Annotated in this window: 15 protein-coding genes; 3 read left to right on the top strand and 12 right to left on the bottom strand. The window is 61.6% G+C overall.

Annotation, left to right across the window (positions count from 1 at the left end):
• Position 1 precedes the first annotated feature (1 nt).
• From ACTEK7_RS29340 to ACTEK7_RS29330, 3 genes are all read right to left on the bottom strand, one after another.
• Positions 2–508 (bottom strand): A24 family peptidase, encoded by a 507-nt coding sequence (locus ACTEK7_RS29340; RefSeq protein ID WP_225148549.1) that lies wholly within the window; start codon positions 506–508, stop codon positions 2–4.
• Positions 509–612: 104 nt separating this feature from the next.
• The gene (locus ACTEK7_RS29335; protein ID WP_036008144.1) at positions 613–822 is read right to left on the bottom strand and encodes a hypothetical protein; all 210 of its coding nucleotides are present in this window, start codon (positions 820–822) and stop codon (positions 613–615) included.
• Between the two features lie 1,719 nt (positions 823–2,541).
• Positions 2,542–3,261 carry a hypothetical protein gene (locus tag ACTEK7_RS29330; RefSeq protein ID WP_109145688.1) on the bottom strand — a complete coding sequence of 240 codons (720 nt, stop codon included), beginning with the start codon at positions 3,259–3,261 and terminating at the stop codon, positions 2,542–2,544.
• A gap of 472 nt (positions 3,262–3,733) precedes the next feature.
• Between ACTEK7_RS29330 and ACTEK7_RS29325 the strand changes: the two genes are divergently transcribed.
• From ACTEK7_RS29325 to ACTEK7_RS29315, 3 genes are all read left to right on the top strand, one after another.
• The gene (locus ACTEK7_RS29325; RefSeq protein WP_074448231.1) at positions 3,734–4,075 is read left to right on the top strand and encodes an H-NS histone family protein; all 342 of its coding nucleotides are present in this window, start codon (positions 3,734–3,736) and stop codon (positions 4,073–4,075) included.
• A 981-nt stretch (positions 4,076–5,056) separates the two neighbouring features.
• On the top strand, positions 5,057–5,293 hold the full coding sequence (locus ACTEK7_RS29320) for a hypothetical protein (protein ID WP_109142896.1): 237 nt from the start codon (positions 5,057–5,059) through the stop codon (positions 5,291–5,293).
• Between the two features lie 994 nt (positions 5,294–6,287).
• Positions 6,288–7,598 (top strand): FAD-binding oxidoreductase, encoded by a 1,311-nt coding sequence (locus ACTEK7_RS29315; protein WP_345944119.1) that lies wholly within the window; start codon positions 6,288–6,290, stop codon positions 7,596–7,598.
• Positions 7,599–7,764: 166 nt separating this feature from the next.
• Here the strand turns inward: ACTEK7_RS29315 and ACTEK7_RS29310 are convergent, their stop codons facing one another.
• From ACTEK7_RS29310 to ACTEK7_RS29270, 9 genes are all read right to left on the bottom strand, one after another.
• Entirely contained in the window at positions 7,765–9,087 is a 1,323-nt protein-coding gene (locus ACTEK7_RS29310; RefSeq protein WP_036008157.1) for an NAD(P)/FAD-dependent oxidoreductase, read from the bottom strand.
• A gap of 183 nt (positions 9,088–9,270) precedes the next feature.
• A complete protein-coding gene (locus tag ACTEK7_RS29305; RefSeq protein ID WP_225114736.1) occupies positions 9,271–10,734 on the bottom strand; it encodes an aldehyde dehydrogenase family protein in 1,464 nt (487 codons plus the stop codon).
• A 22-nt stretch (positions 10,735–10,756) separates the two neighbouring features.
• Positions 10,757–11,926, bottom strand: a complete 1,170-nt coding sequence (locus ACTEK7_RS29300) for an alanine racemase (protein ID WP_225148576.1) — start codon at positions 11,924–11,926, stop codon at positions 10,757–10,759.
• A 26-nt stretch (positions 11,927–11,952) separates the two neighbouring features.
• The gene (locus ACTEK7_RS29295; protein ID WP_225148550.1) at positions 11,953–12,819 is read right to left on the bottom strand and encodes a GNAT family N-acetyltransferase; all 867 of its coding nucleotides are present in this window, start codon (positions 12,817–12,819) and stop codon (positions 11,953–11,955) included.
• A gap of 177 nt (positions 12,820–12,996) precedes the next feature.
• The gene (locus tag ACTEK7_RS29290) at positions 12,997–14,307 is read right to left on the bottom strand and encodes an NAD(P)/FAD-dependent oxidoreductase (protein WP_225148551.1); all 1,311 of its coding nucleotides are present in this window, start codon (positions 14,305–14,307) and stop codon (positions 12,997–12,999) included.
• 53 nt (positions 14,308–14,360) lie between these two features.
• Positions 14,361–15,239: an ABC transporter permease gene (locus ACTEK7_RS29285; RefSeq protein ID WP_036025129.1), complete on the bottom strand. Its 879-nt coding sequence runs from the start codon at positions 15,237–15,239 to the stop codon at positions 14,361–14,363.
• 37 nt (positions 15,240–15,276) lie between these two features.
• Positions 15,277–16,227 (bottom strand): ABC transporter permease, encoded by a 951-nt coding sequence (locus ACTEK7_RS29280; protein WP_225148552.1) that lies wholly within the window; start codon positions 16,225–16,227, stop codon positions 15,277–15,279.
• A 59-nt stretch (positions 16,228–16,286) separates the two neighbouring features.
• Positions 16,287–17,954, bottom strand: coding sequence for a peptide ABC transporter substrate-binding protein (locus tag ACTEK7_RS29275; protein ID WP_036025125.1), 1,668 nt, complete (start codon positions 17,952–17,954; stop codon positions 16,287–16,289).
• Between the two features lie 11 nt (positions 17,955–17,965).
• The gene (locus tag ACTEK7_RS29270; RefSeq protein ID WP_036025124.1) at positions 17,966–19,642 is read right to left on the bottom strand and encodes an ABC transporter ATP-binding protein; all 1,677 of its coding nucleotides are present in this window, start codon (positions 19,640–19,642) and stop codon (positions 17,966–17,968) included.
• Positions 19,643–19,813 lie beyond the last annotated feature (171 nt).

The following is a 19,813-nucleotide window of genomic DNA, read 5'->3' as shown; positions in this document are numbered from 1 at the left end:
GTCAAAATCCTCTGCTCGAGATGGTCCAGATGCCACCGCACGCTATGGCCACCCCGTAAGGCAGGGGCGCGTGTCGCACGTGGCGCCAGCGCTCGATCGCGTAGACGCGCCGTGCGAGCGACGAACCGACCGGCGCCAATTTCGGATATGGCAGGACGCGCATCACCAGATGCACCAGGGCAAGAACGCCCCCGGCCAGCGCGGTTACCGCCAGCAACTCAATCAAGCCCGTCGGCGGCAGGCCAATGGCCAAAGCTACCAGTAACTTGACGTCGCCTCCGCCAATCCCGCCACGCTGGTAGAGCGCGAGCAGCAGCAGGAACAGGAGCGCCGCGGCGATGAGGGATTCGGCAAATTGCATTGGGCTGGCAAGCTGACGGGCGATCCCGAGCAGCGCCAGCAAGAGACAGACGTCATTTCGGATCGTGCGGGTCGCGACGTCGAGCGTTGCGACATACAGCAACAAGGAGATTTCCAGTATCGAGACGATGGAAGAAACCCAGCTCATGCATGCCTCAGGGTGGTGGGAAGGCACAGCAACAATAAGAATGGAGAGAAATAACATTCGGAGGGGGACACATTCCGATGCCCCCCTCTGGCCGGACGGCCGTATCAGACCGCCGCAGTAAAAGCGGTGGTGATCGCGGTGATCCCGCCTGTCAGCGCGGTTCCGATCGCACCGCCGGCACCAACGCCGAACACAGCTGACACTGCGCCGATGATGCAAACCGCGACGATGATGTACTCGAATGACACCACGCCGTCCTGGTCCGTCCGCAGACGCTTCAACGCTTCCTTGGTCTCGATGAAATGATGCAACATAGAGGAATCCCTTCTTTCAAGATGGATTTTTCAGACACCTTGGCAACTTCAGCGGCTGCGGATTTATCTCCGGCCCCGCCAGCGACAAACTATTCATTAAATACTTATTAGCGTCAACATTTAATATATAATTCCGATTTTAAATCGACGCACTGCGAAGCGAGCCGTCACAACAATCTCAGAATCGACAAAAGCGCCGTAAATCAAATACGATAGCCGAACCAACAATCGGATCCTGGGCAGAGCGCTGGCTGGAGTCGGTAAGCAATCACCGGATTATTACGGATGAGCAGCGCTATAATAAGATTAATAGGTAATCATGTGAGGGCGATATAATCGACCGGATGCTGCGCCCCTGGCCCGCGCACATGGAGCAAATTTCGCGACGTGCGAAGGCGCGACGCAGCACATCTGTCACGACGGGTGAGGTGATCCCTTAAAAAATTCCGATCGCACTGATCGCTGCCTGTAGCCGCATGATTCCCGTCAGTTGCACCGGTGTGCCGCAATCATAGAGGCTCCTGGACCCCACCTTGCGAGGCGGACCATCGCGGGATGGTGGTACGCTCTAGAGCGTAGCGCGCAGCCAGGACCCGTCATCATTGTTACGGGCTCGGTAGCCGGCGCATCTGCCCTGGGTGCGGAGAAAAGCAAAAAAACCGATTATTTTATTATCGTATATAATCATGATGACTCCATCACAAAATTAAAAAATATGTTGGGGAAAAGAAAACATGGGAGGTTGGAATGGAAGCTGCCCGCCGCTTTCGCGCAATGGCCTTGCTCTGCCGTCAGACTGCCGTACTCCAACCTGCGCGAAGCTGGAAATTGCTTGCAGAGGCAGAGTACTGGGAGCATCTGGCCGCCGCGGCCTTAGCTCATTGAGCTTCAGTCGGGCGTTCTTTGTCTTCCGTTTTCGTCGACTTCCTAGTTAAGTTCTTTTCTGAGGCATGTGATGAGTATGCGTCAAATTTCCTCTAGTGCTGTTCTGAGCGAACGGCACCAGGCGCTTCTGGAGGAGCTCAGAGAGGTGGAGAAACTTCGAAGTAAGCTCCGACATCTAGAAACAAAACCAATCGGCAGAAGGCGGCGTACCAAAGCGAGCGGCAGAGCTAGAGCCGTTTAGAGACCCGCCGGATCCGAAGGATGACCCGGCTCACTCGCGCGATTTGATGCACGGATTGCCCGCGTTCCTCGCGTCCACCGCTACCTTGAAAGAGGACTGGGCGGCTTTCATCTGCGCCTAGCGAGCCTCGGCGATGACGTCGCTACGACGCGTCGCCAACCAGCCAGGCCGGGGTGCCTCACAACACTTGAACGAACTCGGCGGCGAGACCGGCCGCCCATTCAGGGTCGGGCGTTAGCTCCGACTTTCATTCGACGTTGCACTTCGGAACACCGCAACGAGCCGATCGCCTTCCCAAAGCTCAACGTCGTGCTCGTCATGCATTTGCTCGGCTCGGCGTCTCGCCGCCTGCTCGTCAATACAGTCGAGCTTTGCAGTGCAGATCACTTGCCGGCTGCCGTCCACCACGAAAACCTTATACCGCATGATGCCGTCCGATCCAAAAAGGTGACGATCATCGTACCCGAATGTCCGGTTAAGGCAGCGCCAAACTAAGTGCGATGCAACGGAACCATTGTACGTGTGTCAGTTCGGCGATACCTGCTCGTTCAATCCGTCGGTCGCGCGGCGGCAGTACCTCGTATGTCGCCACCTCAGTGGCGTAGTCTCACTGCGTGCCGAAGCGTGTGGCTCGAGCTTAAGAGCGAGAGGCCACCAAGCGTCATCAGCAGCCCACCGAGCCAGCCCGTCCAGCTGCGCGCTTCGTCGTGCCCCTCTGCAGTGCGCGGGCCCAGCGGCATATCTTGAGATGGGTCGGCAGGCGCGGCGGCGAGAAACTGCCCAACGTTGACTTGATCCGGCACGGAGTGTTCGCGCTTGAGCTGGTTGCGGGGAATATCTCCGACGGGAGCCGCCGACATCAGGGTAGCACCCGTGCCGAGATCGGAAGTGGCATCTGCTACCTGCATTTCCGTTACAGGCGTCTGGGATTGTTCGGGCGGTGCAGAGCGCAGCAACTCCGCACGCGCATCAACGATCACGCTCCGCGTGGTCTGCGTGGTCCGGTTCTCGTCGAAACTGGCGCTACGGTCTTTGGCCGCGGGAGCCCGAATGGGTTTCTTCACCGTCGCGATGCCCTCGGCCAGGAACCAGCATCTGCGACGACCGTCCGTTCGGTAGACCCAATGCTGTCCGCCACTGGTCGAGGTACCGGGACGCGGCGCGCATTCGGCTTGCGGCGGAGGGGTGGTTACCGTGGGTTGGGACGTAGCAGTATTGAAGAAGTCGGTTAGAGGATTGGAAGACGCAGGCGTCGCCGAAAAACCTCCGACAAGGAGCAAACTGGCGAAGTACAATCGCAAATGTCCGGACATCGGAAACTCCCGGGTGCGCCCCGCTTGAGCCTTAGCGGCGACAACGGCCCCCATGCGGCTTAAATCGGGCAACGCGATGAATTAATGGTATTCTTGGCCACCTAATTTATATGCCGGTCCAGCACTCCAGGGATGCCTGCAACAAGGATAGGCCGATGGATTCATCGGTCATCTGAGTTGCGCCGGGCCTCGATCCGCGGCGTAGCCGCCCGGTCGATTGCGATAGTTGCGCCCGTTCCCGAACACCAAAGCAAAACTTGCCGAGGGATGAGTTCGTGGATGTCGCGATACGTGGACACCCCCGCTACGAATTAAATACTCCATCGCGATATTGCCATCGTCGCGCCTTTCTCCCTGCCACCTAGCGGATTTAAATGTGGATTGTGCGATCAATATTTAACTGGCGGCTTGCCTGCTCCCTGATTCCCGACTTGTGTGCCCGGGCCTTCTGCCCAAGATTCGGATTGGAGCCATGAACACCGCGCATTTTAATTCGCTCTCCGTTGACGAGCTCTGGACCCTTCACCAAGAGGTCGCCGCCAAACTCACTCAGAAAATGTTGGTGCAAAAAGCACGTTTGGAGGAAAGGCTGCGCAGCATTAGACTGGCCAGCGAGGTCACACGGCTCAATTACAAGCGCCGTCGTCCATATCCGCCCGTCCGTCCCAAATATCGCAATCCGAAGAACCCAGCGGAGACATGGTCGGGTCGTGGCAGGCAGCCGCGATGGCTGCGGCCGCAGCTTCGAAGCGGCCGAGACTTGGACGATTTCCTGATCGATCAGGCTTCAGCTCAAAAGCGCCAGACAAATTGAGCGCCGATTGCGGCATTTTGGGTTGGGAATGCTGGCGCCGGCTGTTTCCCGATCTGAGATTTTCACATTATCGTTTTAACGCGGGTCATGACTATGGTTGGAGCCATTGGCCGTAGCGACCGCACTTGCGATCCGGCTGACGGTCTCGCTGAATCGCTCGGGGGGCCCGCGGCGCAGTGAAGACATCGACGAGAACTCAAGCGCACGATGGCCCGACTCTAGTCGTGATGCTCTCTGAAGTGCCGCCTAACCGCATTCCACGCTCGAAGGGCTGGAAGGAGGAGGACGACGAAAAGAACTCTGATTGCAACTGGAGTCATCCCGCGCTGCAGGAGTGGTGGTTCGCGACCATCAGCGACCGGCCGTCGTGTTGATCGTCGCCGGAGATGGAATTGCTGCGTGCCGAGTAGGTGCCGGTCTGCGCGAGGGCAGGACAGCTACAACGAACAGAACGTTCACCAGCAGCCATATTCCCACTATGAGAAGGACACTACGCACGAGAACGACCATTGTTGATCTAATCTGCCGGGCTTATTCCTGCCTCATGCCCGGCACGCAGCCGGCAACACTGCGTTCGCGGACGGAACCGCCTCGCTGCAGCCGGCACATTTGGCATCCGCCGATGCCATCGGGCCCTGAGCGCTTCGCGAACGCCCAGGATCGCTCGCAGCCTAGTCGGGCGCAACACTCGCGTCTGTGCGCTTTCGAACATTCATGCCCCTTCAGGTATGCCCGTTCTGTGCATCATCGGGCGAGAGCCGGACAGAGATAGCTCATCAGCCAGGACGGCCGACCTCAGCCCGCAGTCCCTGAACAGGGGCCGGGTCATGGAGCATGGCCAAATATCGCAGCACGATGAGCGACGAATTTGGCGGTCCGCATCGAACCAGTATCGAGTTTCGGCAGTTGACTCCCGGTGAATCCGAACAAGCAAACTGATTGTTCGGGCCGAGGATAATATTAAAAGCTACGCCGGCACACATGAAGGACCTCCGAGGACGTTTGGAAAAGGTCCGCGCTGACGCCAGAGAATTTACGCTGATGAGTCAGCGGGCGACGGACATAGAGAAGCGCGAGCTGTTCAAGCGCTTGGCGGATGAGCTCGCCTTCGAGGCTCTCGAGCTCGAGCTGATCGTGAAGAAAAATCAGCCACCTGATCCGTGCGACAAGCACGAGGTCGTGGAATTTACGTTACCCTCTCAGCGAAAGCGCGGCTGACGCGAAAGAGGTTAAGCCGGCTAGATCGTGCGTGCATAACGGATCTTTGCGCATGACCCCGCCAGCGATCGCTGGCCGCCGCATCGAACTGCCCATTGCGCTTCGCGGGCCCAGATCCGGAACATTCTGGTTCTGCAGCAAGCGGTATCTTGCTGCGCCGGACAGAACACACCGTCCGTTTTGCCCGCTCCGATTTCCTATTCTACGACAAGCACGTGACCGACTTGTCCCATCGGATCTGCGCGCTGTATCGAATGGGTGAAGATATAGAAACTAGGGAAACACCGAATAGCAAACCGGCCGTGTCCACTCCAACAAAAACGTCGCACCAGACGCGCTTTGCTCTATCGAAGAATTTAAAGAAGCCCTTGCGGGCTTAAAGGTGGTGGGCGCACCAGGGCTCGAACCTGGGACCCGCTGATTAAGAGACATGCTATGGCCGTTGATTCTTCAAGAGAATTTTTCCAACTGGGCCAAAATCCCACCATTAGAGATCAATGACTTACAGCGAAATATCCAACCGCGGAGGGCACCTGACGGTTTGGGGACACGCGACAAGAGATGGTCGCGGAATCCCCTCTAGCAATTTAAATAGGTTGGCAGTCGCTTCCAAATGAGACCAGATCTCTCAGGAGGAACAGTCCCGGGCAAGGGGCGCGAGAGTATTTGGGAGGGGACACCGCGGTCACCCTCGCTTGCGGGCAGCAGTCAATAGGAAGGTTCGGCTACCTAAAAAAGCAGCACCTTCCTGGCACTGCCGACAACCGCGGCATTTCAGCATTGGCTTCTTCGAAAGCAGCACCGAACGGCAGGCAATCCCGTACAAGCGCGCAAAGATGGTTCAGCGCCAATCGGGAGCTGAGACATGTCCCAGTCAGTACACGTCCGACCTTTTCGTGACCTCCTCGACAGCGGGGGCGTCGTTGAGGACCCGGAGCGGATCGCCACCTACACAATGGATCAACGTCAGCTTTTCACGGGTTCGACGTTTGCCGTGCTGAAGCCGGCGACGACACAGCAAGTCGCCGATATCGTACGGCTGGCGGCGCACTACGGGATCGGAATCGTTCCGCAAGGCGGCAACACCAGCTATTGCGGCGGCGCTACGCCGGACGCGTCCGGACGCCAGGTTATCGTGAGCCTCGAGCGGATGGACAGGATCCGCGAAATCGATCCCGTCTCCATGAGCATCTCTGTGGATGCCGGCGCCATCCTGAAGAACGTCCAGGACGCCGCGGCGGCTGCGGGCCTTCTGTTGCCGCTCAGCCTCGGCGCGGAAGCCAGTTGCCGGATCGGCGGCAATATCGGCACGAACGCCGGCGGGCTGTCGGTCGTGAGGTACGGGATGACGCGCGATCTGCTGCTCGGAATCGAGGCGGTGCTGGCGGACGGCACGGTGGTCTCCGACATGCGCAAGTTGCGGAAGAACAATACCGGCTACGACGTCAAGCAGTGCTTCGTCGGAAGCGAGGGGACTCTCGGCATCGTCACGGGCGCAGTGTTGCGTCTCGCGCCCTTGCCGACCCGCCGCGCGACTGCCTGGCTGAAGCTCGCGAAGGACGCTCCAATCGCCGAGCTTCTCACGCTGATCCGCCGCGAATCGGCGTATCTTCTGACCACGTTCGAATTCATGACATCCCGATCGATTACGCTCGCGACCGAAGCAATAACTGACCCGCCCTCCCTCGGCGCGGGCCCCGGAGGCGCCGTTCTCGTCGAGTTCGCCTCTTCCTCACGCCATCTCGATCTCGACGAACTGATGGAAGCCGTTCTGGCCGAGGCGATCGAGACCGGCTGCGTCGATGACGCATTGCTGGCGCAGAGCGGATCGCAGCGAACCGCGATGTGGCGGCTCCGGGAGACCATCCCCGAAGGCGAGAAGCGCCGGAACGGATCGGTGAAGCACGACATCTCGGTACCGCTTTCCTCCATTCAGCGCTTTCTGGATCTGGCCGGCTCGCAGGTACGATCGTATGACGCCGACCTTGAACTGTCCGTCTACGGCCATGTCGGCGACGGCAATCTGCACTACAACGTGCTCGTTCCTCGCGATGTCGACCGGCTGGAATTCACCAAGCGGATCGAAAGCAGCCTTTCGTTGCAACTCTACGACACGGCCGCCGCGCTCGGCGGCACGTTCAGCGCGGAGCATGGCGTCGGTCGTTTCAAGAAGCACCTTCTAGCCCGGTACAGCGATCCTGGGCGTATCGCGGCCATGCGCCGGATCAAGACCGCCTTTGATCCGGCGGACATCATGAACGCCGGCGCGATCGTTTGCCCAATGGGAGGGAAGTCTGCCAGTTGAACCATCAGCCGGCGTGCCGATGCTTCCGAACGGCGGGGCTTCGGCCGATGCACCCCGATCAGCCAAATCCTCTCGTGCATAAAGAAAGAGCCACTCCGAAGGAGTGGCTCAAGTTGGGGAGGAAACGCTCCTTGGGGACTGCAGGGCCTGATTTCCGGCTCGATCTTCAGATGGCGGCTATGTCCAGCCTCGAGCCGTCGGTCAGACGCGACAGCCGGAACGGTGCGGGATCGACGCAAGGCGTGTCGTTGACGACCAGCTCTGCGGCCAGATAGCCGAGCCCCGGGCCCAAACCGAAGCCGTGACCCGAGCAGCCGGCCGCGAGGACGAGGCCCTTCACCCCGTCCACCTGCGACACCACGGGCACCGCGTCCGGCGTGCAATCGACGAAGCCGCCCCAGGCGCTATCGATCTGTATTTCGCCGAGTTGGGGGAAGGTTTTCCGGACACTCGCCACCACTTGGCTCACCAGCCATTTCAAGGGCGGAGGATCCAGCACGCGATTCTGCTCGAATATCCGATCGTCGTTGGTCAGCAGCGCCGCCATTGAATCCGGCCCCGAAACGAACGATTGGCCGACGCCGAGCCTGACGTTCTTCAGGCGACGCAAGAACTGCGGCATGAACTCCCGGCTGTATCGGATCGCCTGGGGCGTGATTTCGAGGTTCGCCTTGCCGCTGATCGCAAGCGTATAGCTGCCATCCAGTCGGCGCGTGATCGTGCAGTACGGTGTGGAGACCGCCTCGCCGATGTTGATTGTCGGGGTAGAACGCAGCGCGGTCTGCCGGATGCTCGCCTGGGGGAAACTGATCCCGAGCGGCCGAAGGAAGCGCGAGGACCAGGCGCCGGCGGCGCACAGCACCGCGCTGGTTCTGATGTAGCCCTTCTCCGTGTGCACGCCCGCGATCTTGCCATTGGCCAGGTCGAGCTTCCGCGCAGCGCATCCCTGGTGGATCGTGGCGCCCAGAGTTCTGGCCGCTTCGGCGATAGCCGGCGCGGCGAGCGCAGGTTCGGCCTTGCCATCCCGCTCCGAATAGGTGCCGCCGACCCATTTGTCGCGCGCTTCGGGGACGCGCTCGGCCACCTCCGCCCGACTCAGCACGCGGGTGTCGACGTCGTACTCCCTGGCGACCTCGCGCCACTTTTCCCAACCCGCGAGCACAGCCTCGTCATGGGTCGCATAGACGAGACCGCAGCGACGAAATCCAAGGTCCCGATTGACATCGCGCGTGAGTTCGTCCCACAGCCGCATGGAGAGCACCGAGAGCGGCAGTTCGCGCCGGTCGCGGTTCTGCTGGCGGCACCAACCCCAGTTTCGGCTCGATTGTTCACAGGCGACGTGGCCCTTCTCGAGCAGCGCCACGGAGAGGCCGCGCTTCGCCAGGTAATAGGCGGCCGTAGAGCCGAGGATGCCGCCGCCGACGATGACGACGTCGGCCTCGGCCGGAAGACGCTCATCGCTGTGAATGCGCTCGACGTGGGGCGACATGTTCCAACGAACCTCGGCTGCCAAGAATGCGGAAGCAAAGTTCCGATCAGCCCTTCATCGCATCGTGCGGTCGATAGAATGTGCTGAAATCATCAAGGACTTCGCAAGATGTTCGGGTTTTTAACCACTTGAGTGATACGAGCTGCTCTAGCGGGACCGAGTCCCAGTTCAGCGCAGAAGCATTCATCGGTAAAATCCGAGAACGGCCTTGGTCTCAAGATACTCCTCCATGCCCTCGATGCCGTATTCGCGACCGTTGCCGGAGCGCTTGTAGCCGCCAAAGGGAGCATTGGGGTCCCAGTCAGGATAGTTGAGATGGACTTGACCCGACTGGATCCGCCCCGCGACGGTTCGCACTGTCTCCATATCGGTGCCCTGCACGTGGGCGCCGAGCCCGTAGACGGTGTCATTGGCGATCGCGATCGCCTCGTCCACGGTGTCGTAGGGAATGATCGACAGCACCGGACCGAAGATTTCCTCCTGCGCGATCCTCATGTCGGGACGGACGTTCGAGAAGATGGTCGGCCGCGCATAGAAGCCAGTCCGAAGATCGCCGGGCCGACCTCGCCCGCCGATGACGAGCTTGGCGCCTTCTTCCAGGCCGACACCGATCATGGTCTGCACGCGCTCGAACTGCGGCCGGTTCGCAACCGGGCCATGGGTCGTGCTTTCCGCAAGGGGATCGCCGACCACCAGCTCTGAAGCGGCCTCTGCCGCCAAGGCCTCGACCTCTTTCATGTGTGAGCGAGGCACCAGCATGCGCGTCGGCGCGCTGCAGGATTGGCCGAGGTTGCGGAAGGCGGCCGCGACGCCCAGCGGAACGGCACGGCCAAAATCGGCATCAGGCAAGATGATATTCGGTGACTTGCCGCCGAGCTCCTGGGCAACGCGCTTGACGGTGGGTGCAGCCGCTTGCGCGACGAGAACGCCAGCCCGGGTCGAGCCGGTGATCGAGATCATGTCCACCTGCGGATGCGACGCGAGACGAGCGCCGACGATCGGGCCTGTTCCATTGACGAGGTTGAAGACGCCGGGCGGACAAGCGGCATCGTCCATCACCTCAGCGAAAAGCAAAGCACTCAGCGGCGACAATTCGCTCGGCTTCAACACCACCGTGCAACCAGCCGCGAGCGCCGGGCCGACCTTGGCTGTGATCTGGTAGAGAGGCCAGTTCCAGGGGGTAATGAGACCGCAGACCCCAATCGCCTCTCGCATGATCGCGGTGCTGCCGCGTGGGGTGACGAACGGATAGTTCGCAAGGTTGTCGCGTGCGACACGGATGTGCTCGGCGGCCAGCGGCACCTGGGCTCGGCGCGCATAGGTGATGGCAGCTCCCATCTCGAACGTGAGGACCTGCGCGAACAACTCCAGCCGCTGGAGAAGCAAACCATGAACCCGATCAAGCAGCGCCGCTCTTTCAGCAGGCGGTGTCGTGGACCAGCCGGCGAAGGCTCGTCTGGCAGCTGCTATGGCGCAGTCCACATCATCGTCGTCGCCAAGCGTAACCTCGGCGATCGACTGCTCCGTCGCCGGATTGACGACGGATGCTGCGGCCGCGACTGATCCGATCGGCTTCCGCCATTCTCCGTCGATGTAGAATTTTCCGAGCAAGCCGGCTTCCGTCAGGTGTCGAAGGGGCGAGGTCATTGGAAGCGATCCTTTCGACGGCCTACCAGCCGCGCATCCGGGGCCATCGCGCTTCGATCGCCTCGCTGTCCGCGGAAACGACGTTGTACAATTCGTGTTGCGACGCCGTCGCACAGGCGTGATTGGGCAGGATGCGGACCTTCGCGCCGATCGGAAGATCGGGCAAAGCGTGCGCCGACCCGGGTCTGACGGCGAGGATCCCGTGCTCCTGGCTCGCTTGGGAAACAATCAGGTCGGGAAAGACTTTGCCCGCCACGTCGCAGACCAGACCGTATCCCTGGTCGGCCGGCTGTGCCGCGGTGCCGCGGTCGCGCGACAGGGCCATCCAGCCCGCATCGACCAAAATCCAGCCCTTCTCGGGCTTCTTCCCGATCACAGTGGCGAGCACCGAGATTGCGATGTCGTCGGTCGTACAGACACCGACGCCGTGCATGACCAGATCGAAGAACATGTAGACGCCGGCCCGCATTTCCGTGACGCCGGTCAGGTCGTCGGCGAAATGCGCGGTCGGCGTCGAACCGACACTGACGACACGACATTCATGGCCGGCCGCGCGCAATGTCATCGCGGCGGCGACGGCCACGGCGCGCTCGCTCTCCGCAGCCGCGACAAGGGCCGCAGGCGTACTGAGGCCGTAGGATTCGCCGGCATGGGTGAGAACGCCGGCGATCTTGACGCCGGCCTCGGCCATGGCGGCCGCAACGACCACGAGTTTCGGATCGGTCGCGGTCAGCCCACCGCGATGACCGTCGCAGTCGATCTCGACAAGGGCGGACGGTGTCACACCGGCTGCGCGCCCGGCCGCGCCAAGCATGGCAGCCTGCTCAGGCGAGTCCAACAGCACCTTGATGTCGATGCCTGCTTTCTGCAAGCGCATCGCTCTGTCGGAGGTGTGCGGCGCCAGACCTACCGCATAGGTCATGTCCCGGAAACCGTGCTGTGCGAAATACTCCGCCTCCGCCAGGGTGGAGACAGTAATTGGCCCGGGCACGGACCGATAGACGCGCCGGGCGACGTCAATGGATTTTCCGGTTTTCATGTGGGGCCGCAGCACCACACCGCGCGCGGCCATGCGCGAGGATAGACGGGCAAGATTGTGATCCAGCCGGTCCCTGTCGAGCAGGAGGGCGGGAGTTGCCAATGCGGCCAGCGTCGCGGCGACCTTGCCACTCTGGATATCTGTCCCGCGCATCGCCTGGCCTAGCACTTCGATGTCTCCTAGCCGAACGACTGGTTGGCAATTGCGAAGCTGCGCGCCGGACCGGTCGATTGCGCCGGCATCCCCAGGGTCATGGTGGTGGCGTCGCTGACATGCTGCAGGCCAATGCTTTCGAGCCACGGCCCGAGTTGCGATGCCGCAGACGTATCGATGCGGACGAAGCGCCCACCAAGGCGTGCGAGCGCTGCCTCGATCAGCGCACGTGCATCGGTCGGGCTTTCGGCCGCAACAGGGCCAATGACATGCCCGCGACCGAAAAGCCGGGAGATGGCGTAACCGCGGGCTATGCCGTCACGGTGCAGGACATAGCCATCGGCGTTTTGGACGAGCCGATCCAGCATCCGTTGCCTTTCCCAACCGGTGGCCTCGCGATCGAGCCGCACGACTGCATCGAAATCCGATGCAGCCATTGCCCTGACGAGGTCCGAGCGCGGCGACCTGCCGGTTTCGCTTGGAATTCCCTGATGCTGGTGGATGACCCCGATCGGCACGAAGCCCCGGCGTCGGTAAAGGGCGATGCCTTCGGCTGTCGAATTCAGCGCGACCGTTCGTGGGCGCGCGGACGTCAGCAACGCGTCCATGAGTCGCGCCCCGTAGCCGCGGCCCTGAACAGCCTTCGCGACGATGATCATCCCGGCGGAAGCATGCGTGTCGCCATATGGCCACCACGCCGCCGTTCCGATCACCGCTCCGGCGCGCTCTAGGACGAAGCCACGGCCCAACTGCAGCGCGACATCCCAATCCTCGATCCGGTAGGGCCAGGACATCTCTTGCGAGAGTCTTAGCGCGCCCTCCCGATGCGATCTGGCGAATGGAAGCAGGACCACATCTTCATGGACGCGATCTTCGGCCGCTGCGGTCGTCATGATGGGGCAAGTCTCTTTCGGTTTGCCGGCCAGATCGCCAGTGCCAAGACGAGGGCTATCCGGGTGATCCTCGCATGGTCCGCAGCCTATCTTGCGCCTCACAGCATTACGTATCGGACTGGAGCCAAGTTCGGCACAGCATTTCAATGATGATGCGATTGAACGACCGATCTGCTGTCAGCGGCTGGCGCGCCACAGAGCGATGCGGTCCCGCATGCGATAGCCCTGAATGAACGCGGGCATGAACCAGGGATTGCCGCGATAGAACGGGATGAAGGCGGGAGGGCGGAAGTCAAAGGCAGTGCACGCCTGCGCGTCATGTCCCATCAGCTTGTGCGCCGCATGCATGCCGACCCATGGCGCCCAGACCACGCCTGAACCGCAGAAGCCGGTGGCATAGACGATGCCGTCCTGCTCGAAGATGCGAGGAATCATGTCGCGGTTCATGGCGACGTTGCCGAACCAGCTGTGCGAGAGGCGAACGCTCTCCAGTTCCGGAAACAGATTGACCAAGCCCTTGCGCAGAAGCAGCTTCGGAGCGATTGGATCGCCGACGCGAGAGCTGTCGCGGCCACCGAGCAGAATGCGTCTGCCGTCGGGCGAAGGCCGGTAATAGAAGCCGACCTCCCGATTCTCGGTGATCATCATCCCTTTCGGCATCAGCCGCGCCATGACGTCGGGCGCGAGCTCCTCCGTTGCAATGATCCGGCTGCGCACCGGGACCAGCCTGCGGCGCAGGAAGGGCACGGCACCATCGGTGTAACCGTTGGTACAAACCAGCACCTGACGCGCCTGCACCGGACCGGCCGAGGTGACAACGCGGAAGACGGCGCCATCTTTTTCGATCGAGATCACGGGCGTGCGCGCGTGGACTGCCAATCCGGACGTGAGCGCGACGCGCAGCAGTTCGGCGTGGAATTTGGCCGGATGCAGCCCGCCGATGTCCATCCGAACCGTGCCGCCGCGATAGACATCGGTCCCGATGTACTGACGCTGCTTGGCATAGGGAACTGCGTAAGCCTCGATCCCGAGCTTCCTTGCGAGCCTCTCCGCGGTGCGCGCCATGGCTTCGTATTGCTCATAACCGAAGGCACCCTTGAACTGCCCCACCGGCTGGAAGTCGCAGGCGAGGCCCTCCGTCCTGATGAAATCGTACAGGAACGCGCGCGCCGCATAGCCTTCCGCCTCGATCGCCAGCGCCTTCTCTTCTCCGAACCGGCGCGTGAGCGTCGCGTAATCGGGTCGAATGGAACCGCTCGTGATACCGCCGTTGCGCGTCGAGGCTCCTTCACCGGGGTCCATGGCATCATAAGCCGCAACCGAACGGCCCTCGCGTGCCAGCACCAGACCGGCCGAGAGCCCTGCATAGCCCGCGCCCACGATCAAGACGTCGAGCCTCTTGGCTATCGGCTGCTGAGGCGGCGGCTTGAGCGGCGCGGCTTCCCACCAATAGGGCGTGGCTTTCTCGGCAATTCTCGGCGCGTGCATGGCTTCGCTTCTGGGATGGTTGATGGGTTCAGCCGCGGCTCGGTTGAACTCGTTCAGATGTGGTCGTTTCGAACGTCGAGGGCATCTCGCAGACCGTCGCCGATGAAGTTGAAGCTCGTCACCGCAATCGTAATCGCGGCACCGGGAATGATCGCGAGCCATGGAGCGCTCGCCAGATATTGCTGGGCGCCATTGAGCATGTTGCCCCAGCTCGGCAGCGGCGGCTGGATGCCGTAGCCGAGAAAGCTGATATAGGCTTCCAGAAGGATCGCACGGGCGACGGCGAGGCTTGCGGCGACGATGATTGGACCCATGGCATTGGGCAGGACCTCGCGGAACATGATGTGCCTGCGGCTCAGTCCCACCATGCGCGCAGCCTGGACAAACTCGCGCTCGCGCAGCGAGCGGACCTCGGCCTCGACGATTCTGGCGGTCTCCATCCAGCTCGTGACGGCAATGATCACGGTGATCATCACCGGGCTCGGCCGCAGCATGGCGGCCAGCGCCAAGACGAGGAAGATCGAGGGATAGGAAAGGAAGCCGTCCACCACGCGCATCAGCGCTGCCCCGACCCAACCGCCGCGATAACCCGCCGTCACACCGACCAGGGTGCCGATCAGCGTCGACAGCAGCATCGCGGAGAATCCCACCAGCAGCGACACACGCCCGGCCTCCAATAGCCGTGCAGCCAAGTCACGTCCGAGGGGATCGGTGCCGAAATAGTGGTGCCCGCTGAGAGGCGGCGCAAAGCGGGCACGCAGATCGATCTGGAGGGAGTCGTAGGGCAAGGCATAGGGGCCGATAGCGCACGCCAGCACAAGCAGGGTGATCATCGCGATGCCGACAAGCGCCAGATGATGGCGCATGAAGCGCGCCACCGCACGGCTGTGCCACCACCGAGTAGGAGCTGCGTGCACGACAATGGTGGTCATATCTGCTGCCTCCTGGTAACAGGGCGAGCCGGCGGGCTCAGCCCAGACGAATGCGCGGGTCGACGGTAGCGATGACGATGTCTGCGATCAGGTTGCCCAACACGACCAGGATGGCCGAGAATATCAACAGTCCCATCACCATCGGATAGTCACTGTAGCCGAGGCTGTCGAGAAACAGCCGCCCCATTCCCGGCCAGGTGAAGACAGTCTCGGTCACGAGTGCGCCGGTCAGAACGCTGGGCAATTGCATCCCGGCCAGGGTGATCATCGGCAACAGCGCATTGCCGACGACGTGCTTGAGCAGGATGCGTCGTTCGCTCACGCCCTTGGCGCGGGCGGTCTTAACGAAATCCTGACTTAGCGCATCGAGCGTCGCCGTGCGCATGTAGCGGCTCCAGATCGCGACATGAACCAGCGACAGCACCAGGCTCGGAAGGATCAGATGGTGCAGATAATCCAGCACCGAGCCGTCGCCGATCGTGTACATGTTCCCCGCAGGTACCCAACCGAGCTTCAGCGTAAAGATGTAGATGCCGATGAGGCCGAACCAGAAGGTCGGGACCGACAGTGCCACCATGGCACCCACCGTCGCGCAATAGTCGAACAGGGAATAGCGGTGGGTAGCACCGCGAATGCCGATCCAGGTGCCGGCCGCGATGGCCAATACGGTGGACGTGCCCATCAGCAGCAGCGTCGCCAACAGATGTCGGCCAATCACCGACAGCACCGCCGAGCCATCGCGGAAGGAGTGTCCCCAGTCGCCCCGGATCAGCCGCGAGGCCCAGTCGAGATACTGAAGCCACAGGGGCCGGTTCAGCCCAAGCTGGGCTGCGAGGCGCTCGACGTCCTTCTCGGTCATGCCGGGATCGAGCCCGAATTGCGCGAGAGGGCCGCCAGGCATGAGGTTGAGAACCGTGAAGCCGATGATCGAGACGATCACCAGCAGCACGATGCTCTGCGAGAGACGGTTGAGCAGGAAGCCGGACATGCGAGCCCTCCATTAGCGTGACAGGACCACCGGCCGCTCCTTGCAGGGCGGCCAGGACATCAGCTCGCCCAGTACCAGGCCAGCGCATTCCAGGATTCCGTGCGCGTATTGCCGTTCGGCACGAAGCCGTTGATGCCCTTCTTGAGTCCTTCGACCGCATTGCTCTGGTACAACGGAAGGAACGGCAGGTCGCGACGAACAAGTTCCTGGACGCGAGAGTAGATCGCGCGCCGGGCTTCAGGATCGAAGGTCCGCGCGCCCTTGTCGAGCAGAGCGTCGACCTCCGGATTCGCATACTGCGCATTGTTCGAGCCGCGACCACCCTTGGCTCCGATCGAACGCGAGTGAAGGCGATTGGTGACGTCCGGATCGGCACCGATCAGGTACGAGCTGCCGACGATCACGGAATCGAATTGCGATTGCATCCAGAACTCGCCCCACATCACGGCGGCGGGCAGGTTCGATATCTTCATCTCCACGCCCAGCTGAGCAAACGTCTGCTGCAGGAATTGCTGCACCTGCTCGCGGAGCGGATCTCCGGAGGTGGTCGAATTGGTGAACGACAGGCGAACACCGTTCTTGGTCCGAATGCCGCCTGCTCCCGGAGCCCAGCCCGCCTCGTCGAGAATCTTGCGCGCGCGATTCAGATTGAACTGGTGCAGCGGCAGGCCGGCATTGAAGTAGAAGGACTGCCGCGGCATGAACGTCTCCGTCGGCGTCGGCACGCCGTAGTAGAGTCCCTGGATGATCGCCTCCTTGTCGATCGCCGCATAAAGCGCCTCGCGGACCGCATGCTCCTTGAACTGCGGGCGCTCGAGGTTCAGGTAGAAGGACTCGAACGAGGCCCTTGGGACCAGCGTCACCACGCGGTTCGGCAGCTTCTTGGCTTCACCATAATGATCGGGAGTGATGTAGGGCTGACCGACGAGATCGATGTCGCCGCTCTTGAACTGGGTGTAGAGGACGGTGAGATCGGGAATGTACTTGAAGACCAGCCGCTCGATATGAGGGCCTTCACCGAAGTATTCGGTGTTGGCCACGAGTTCGAGATGGTCACCGGCGACCCGCTTGCCCCACTTGAACGCGCCGGTGCCGACCGGCGCCTGGTTGAAGGCGGCATTGTTCGGATTGGCCTCTTTTTCCAGGATGTGCTTGGGCACGATGAAGGTTTCGGTCAGGAACGACAAATACGGCGCAAAGGCCTCTTCCATTCGCCACGAGATCTCCGTGGGTGAGACCACCGTGATGTCCCGCACGAGAGAATGGCCGGACGTGCGCCAACTCCGGAAGTTGGGGTTCGTGATCAGCTCGAGCGTGAACTTCACGTCCTCGGCGCTGAAAGGCTTGCCGTCGTGCCAACGGACATCGTCACGCAAACGAATGCGCCATTTGAGACCGTCTTCCGAAATGCCGCCGTTCTTCTGGCTTGGCACTTCCAATGCAAGGTTGGGCTGAATGACGCCTTGAGGATCGATGCGGAAGAGTGCGTCGAAGACCGAGAAATGCACACCATCGTCGACTTCAATGTGGGCCATCAGCGGATTGAAGACGGTCGGCTCCTGCCCAAGTCCGACGATCACGCGGCCGGTTGGCTTTGCCGGAGAGGTGCGCGCGAGGGCCGGCTTGCCCAAGAGATTGGGCGCGAAGATGCCGGCGGCTCCGCCAATTGCCACCATGCGCAGGGCATCGCGCCGCGAGTAGTTCGATGTCGCAGAACGCTCGGTCATAACGTCTCTCCTTAGCTGTTGTGTCCGACGTGGCTTTCATCTTGAGGCATGCTCCCGGGCTGCTCGCCGGGGATCGCTGCCACCAGTTCTCGCGTGTAGCTGGATTTCGGGTTGAGGAAGATCTGGGACGGCGGCCCCCGTTCAACGATCTGTCCTCGATGCATGACGGCAATTTCATCGCAGATCTGGCTTGCGACGCGCAGATCATGGGTGATGAAGATCATCGAGACGCCCGTCTCGCGTTGAATCTGATCCAGCAGCCTCAAGATCTGGGCCTGGATCGATACGTCGAGCGCAGAGACCGCTTCGTCGGCGACCAGCAGCTTCGGCTTGAACATCAGCGCCCGCGCGATGCCGATGCGCTGGCGCTGCCCGCCGGAGAACTCGTGCGGATAGCGGTCGAAGGCTCCTGAATCGAGGCCGACATGGGACAGAAGCTCCCGCGCCCGCTCGGCAGCCTCGCTGTATGGCACCCCATGCGCAACGGGACCGACCGTGAGAATATGCCCGACCGTCGATCGCGGATTCAGCGAGGCAAAGGGATCCTGGAAGATCATCTGGATCCTGGGCCGCAGCGATCGAAACTCGGCCTCGGAAAGCCCGGCAATGTCACGCCCTTCGAACAGAATCGAGCCGCTGTCGCACTCCATGAGCTTGATCAGCAGCCGACCGAGCGACGACTTGCCCGAACCGCTCTCCCCGACGACGCCGAGCGTGCGGCCCGACGTGAGGTCGAAACTGACCCCATTGACCGCGGGCACGATGCGTTGCGTGCGCAAAAGCGCGCTGCCGCTGCGATAGGTTTTTGCGAGGCATTCAACCTTGAGAATGGCAACTGGGTCACCAGCTTCCAAGGGCACACGGTTTTTGCCGGTCAGGTGCGGGACGGCTGCGATCAGTCGGCGCGTATAGAGGTGGCTTGGCGACTTCAGCACCTGCTCGGCACTGCCCTGCTCCACGCAATGGCCTTTCTCCATCACCACAACGTAATCGGCGATCTCAGCCACGACGCCGAAATCGTGGGTGATGAACATGACGCTCATCCCCTTGCGGCGCTGAATGTCGCGGATCAATTTGAGGATCTGCGCCTGGGTCGTCACGTCCAGGGCGGTGGTCGGCTCGTCTGCAATCAGGATCGCGGGCTCGAGAGCCAGAGCCATGGCGATCATCACGCGCTGCCGCTGTCCACCCGAAAGCCGGAATGGATATTGATGATACATAAGCTGCGGATCGGGCAGACCCACTTCAATCAACAGATCAATCGCCCTGCTGCGACGGGAGGCCGGCGTTCCGACGTCGTGCGCAGCCATCACCTCTTCGATCTGCGCGCCCACGGTCATCAGCGGGTTGAGCGCCGAGAGAGGGTCTTGAAAGATCATTGAAACGATGCGGCCGCGCAGGCTGCGGAGCTTGTCGGGCGAGAGGCCCACCATGTTCTCCCCATCCAGGTGGATCGCACCCGAAGAGACCCGGATCGCTTTCGGTAGAAGCCCCATGATCGCATTCGCGGTGACCGACTTGCCCGATCCGGATTCCCCGATGATACAGAGAATCTGCCCGCGTTTCAGATCGAAGGAGATATTCTCGACGGCGTAGGCTCGCTCCATTCCTTCCGGCAGACTCACGGTCAGCTCGCGCACCGACAGCGCGACATCGACGGGGCTTGCCACCTGGATGCCAGAGGCCATGAAAGCATCCTCCTTTTTCAAGCCGGTGCCGTCATCTTGCTGCGGCCGGCGCCTTCGGCTCCTTGCGCCTCCACGCTCCTTGGACAGGTCGATAATTCGCCGCTCAACTTGCCATTCCTTCGTTGGAGGCTGCGACATGATTCAGGCCTCTTCGCGCAAGAAGCAAGAGCT

This window comes from Bradyrhizobium sp. JHI2711 (assembly GCF_056156565.1).
This window is presented reverse-complemented; position numbering and strand designations above follow the sequence as displayed.

Excerpts from the sequence above, each read along its gene's own strand:
- ACTEK7_RS29275 (WP_036025125.1), bottom strand. The coding sequence starts at position 17,954 with ATGACCGAGCGTTCTGCGACATCGAACTACTCGCGGCGCGATGCCCTG.
- ACTEK7_RS29300 (WP_225148576.1), bottom strand. The coding sequence starts at position 11,926 with ATGCGCGGGACAGATATCCAGAGTGGCAAGGTCGCCGCGACGCTGGCC.
- ACTEK7_RS29335 (WP_036008144.1), bottom strand. The coding sequence starts at position 822 with ATGTTGCATCATTTCATCGAGACCAAGGAAGCGTTGAAGCGTCTGCGG.
- ACTEK7_RS29310 (WP_036008157.1), bottom strand. The coding sequence starts at position 9,087 with ATGTCGCCCCACGTCGAGCGCATTCACAGCGATGAGCGTCTTCCGGCC.
- ACTEK7_RS29285 (WP_036025129.1), bottom strand. The coding sequence starts at position 15,239 with ATGACCACCATTGTCGTGCACGCAGCTCCTACTCGGTGGTGGCACAGC.
- ACTEK7_RS29305 (WP_225114736.1), bottom strand. The coding sequence starts at position 10,734 with ATGACCTCGCCCCTTCGACACCTGACGGAAGCCGGCTTGCTCGGAAAA.
- ACTEK7_RS29325 (WP_074448231.1), top strand. The coding sequence starts at position 3,734 with ATGAACACCGCGCATTTTAATTCGCTCTCCGTTGACGAGCTCTGGACC.
- ACTEK7_RS29340 (WP_225148549.1), bottom strand. The coding sequence starts at position 508 with ATGAGCTGGGTTTCTTCCATCGTCTCGATACTGGAAATCTCCTTGTTG.
- ACTEK7_RS29330 (WP_109145688.1), bottom strand. The coding sequence starts at position 3,261 with ATGTCCGGACATTTGCGATTGTACTTCGCCAGTTTGCTCCTTGTCGGA.
- ACTEK7_RS29280 (WP_225148552.1), bottom strand. The coding sequence starts at position 16,227 with ATGTCCGGCTTCCTGCTCAACCGTCTCTCGCAGAGCATCGTGCTGCTG.
- ACTEK7_RS29270 (WP_036025124.1), bottom strand. The coding sequence starts at position 19,642 with ATGGCCTCTGGCATCCAGGTGGCAAGCCCCGTCGATGTCGCGCTGTCG.
- ACTEK7_RS29290 (WP_225148551.1), bottom strand. The coding sequence starts at position 14,307 with ATGCACGCGCCGAGAATTGCCGAGAAAGCCACGCCCTATTGGTGGGAA.
- ACTEK7_RS29295 (WP_225148550.1), bottom strand. The coding sequence starts at position 12,819 with ATGACGACCGCAGCGGCCGAAGATCGCGTCCATGAAGATGTGGTCCTG.
- ACTEK7_RS29320 (WP_109142896.1), top strand. The coding sequence starts at position 5,057 with ATGAAGGACCTCCGAGGACGTTTGGAAAAGGTCCGCGCTGACGCCAGA.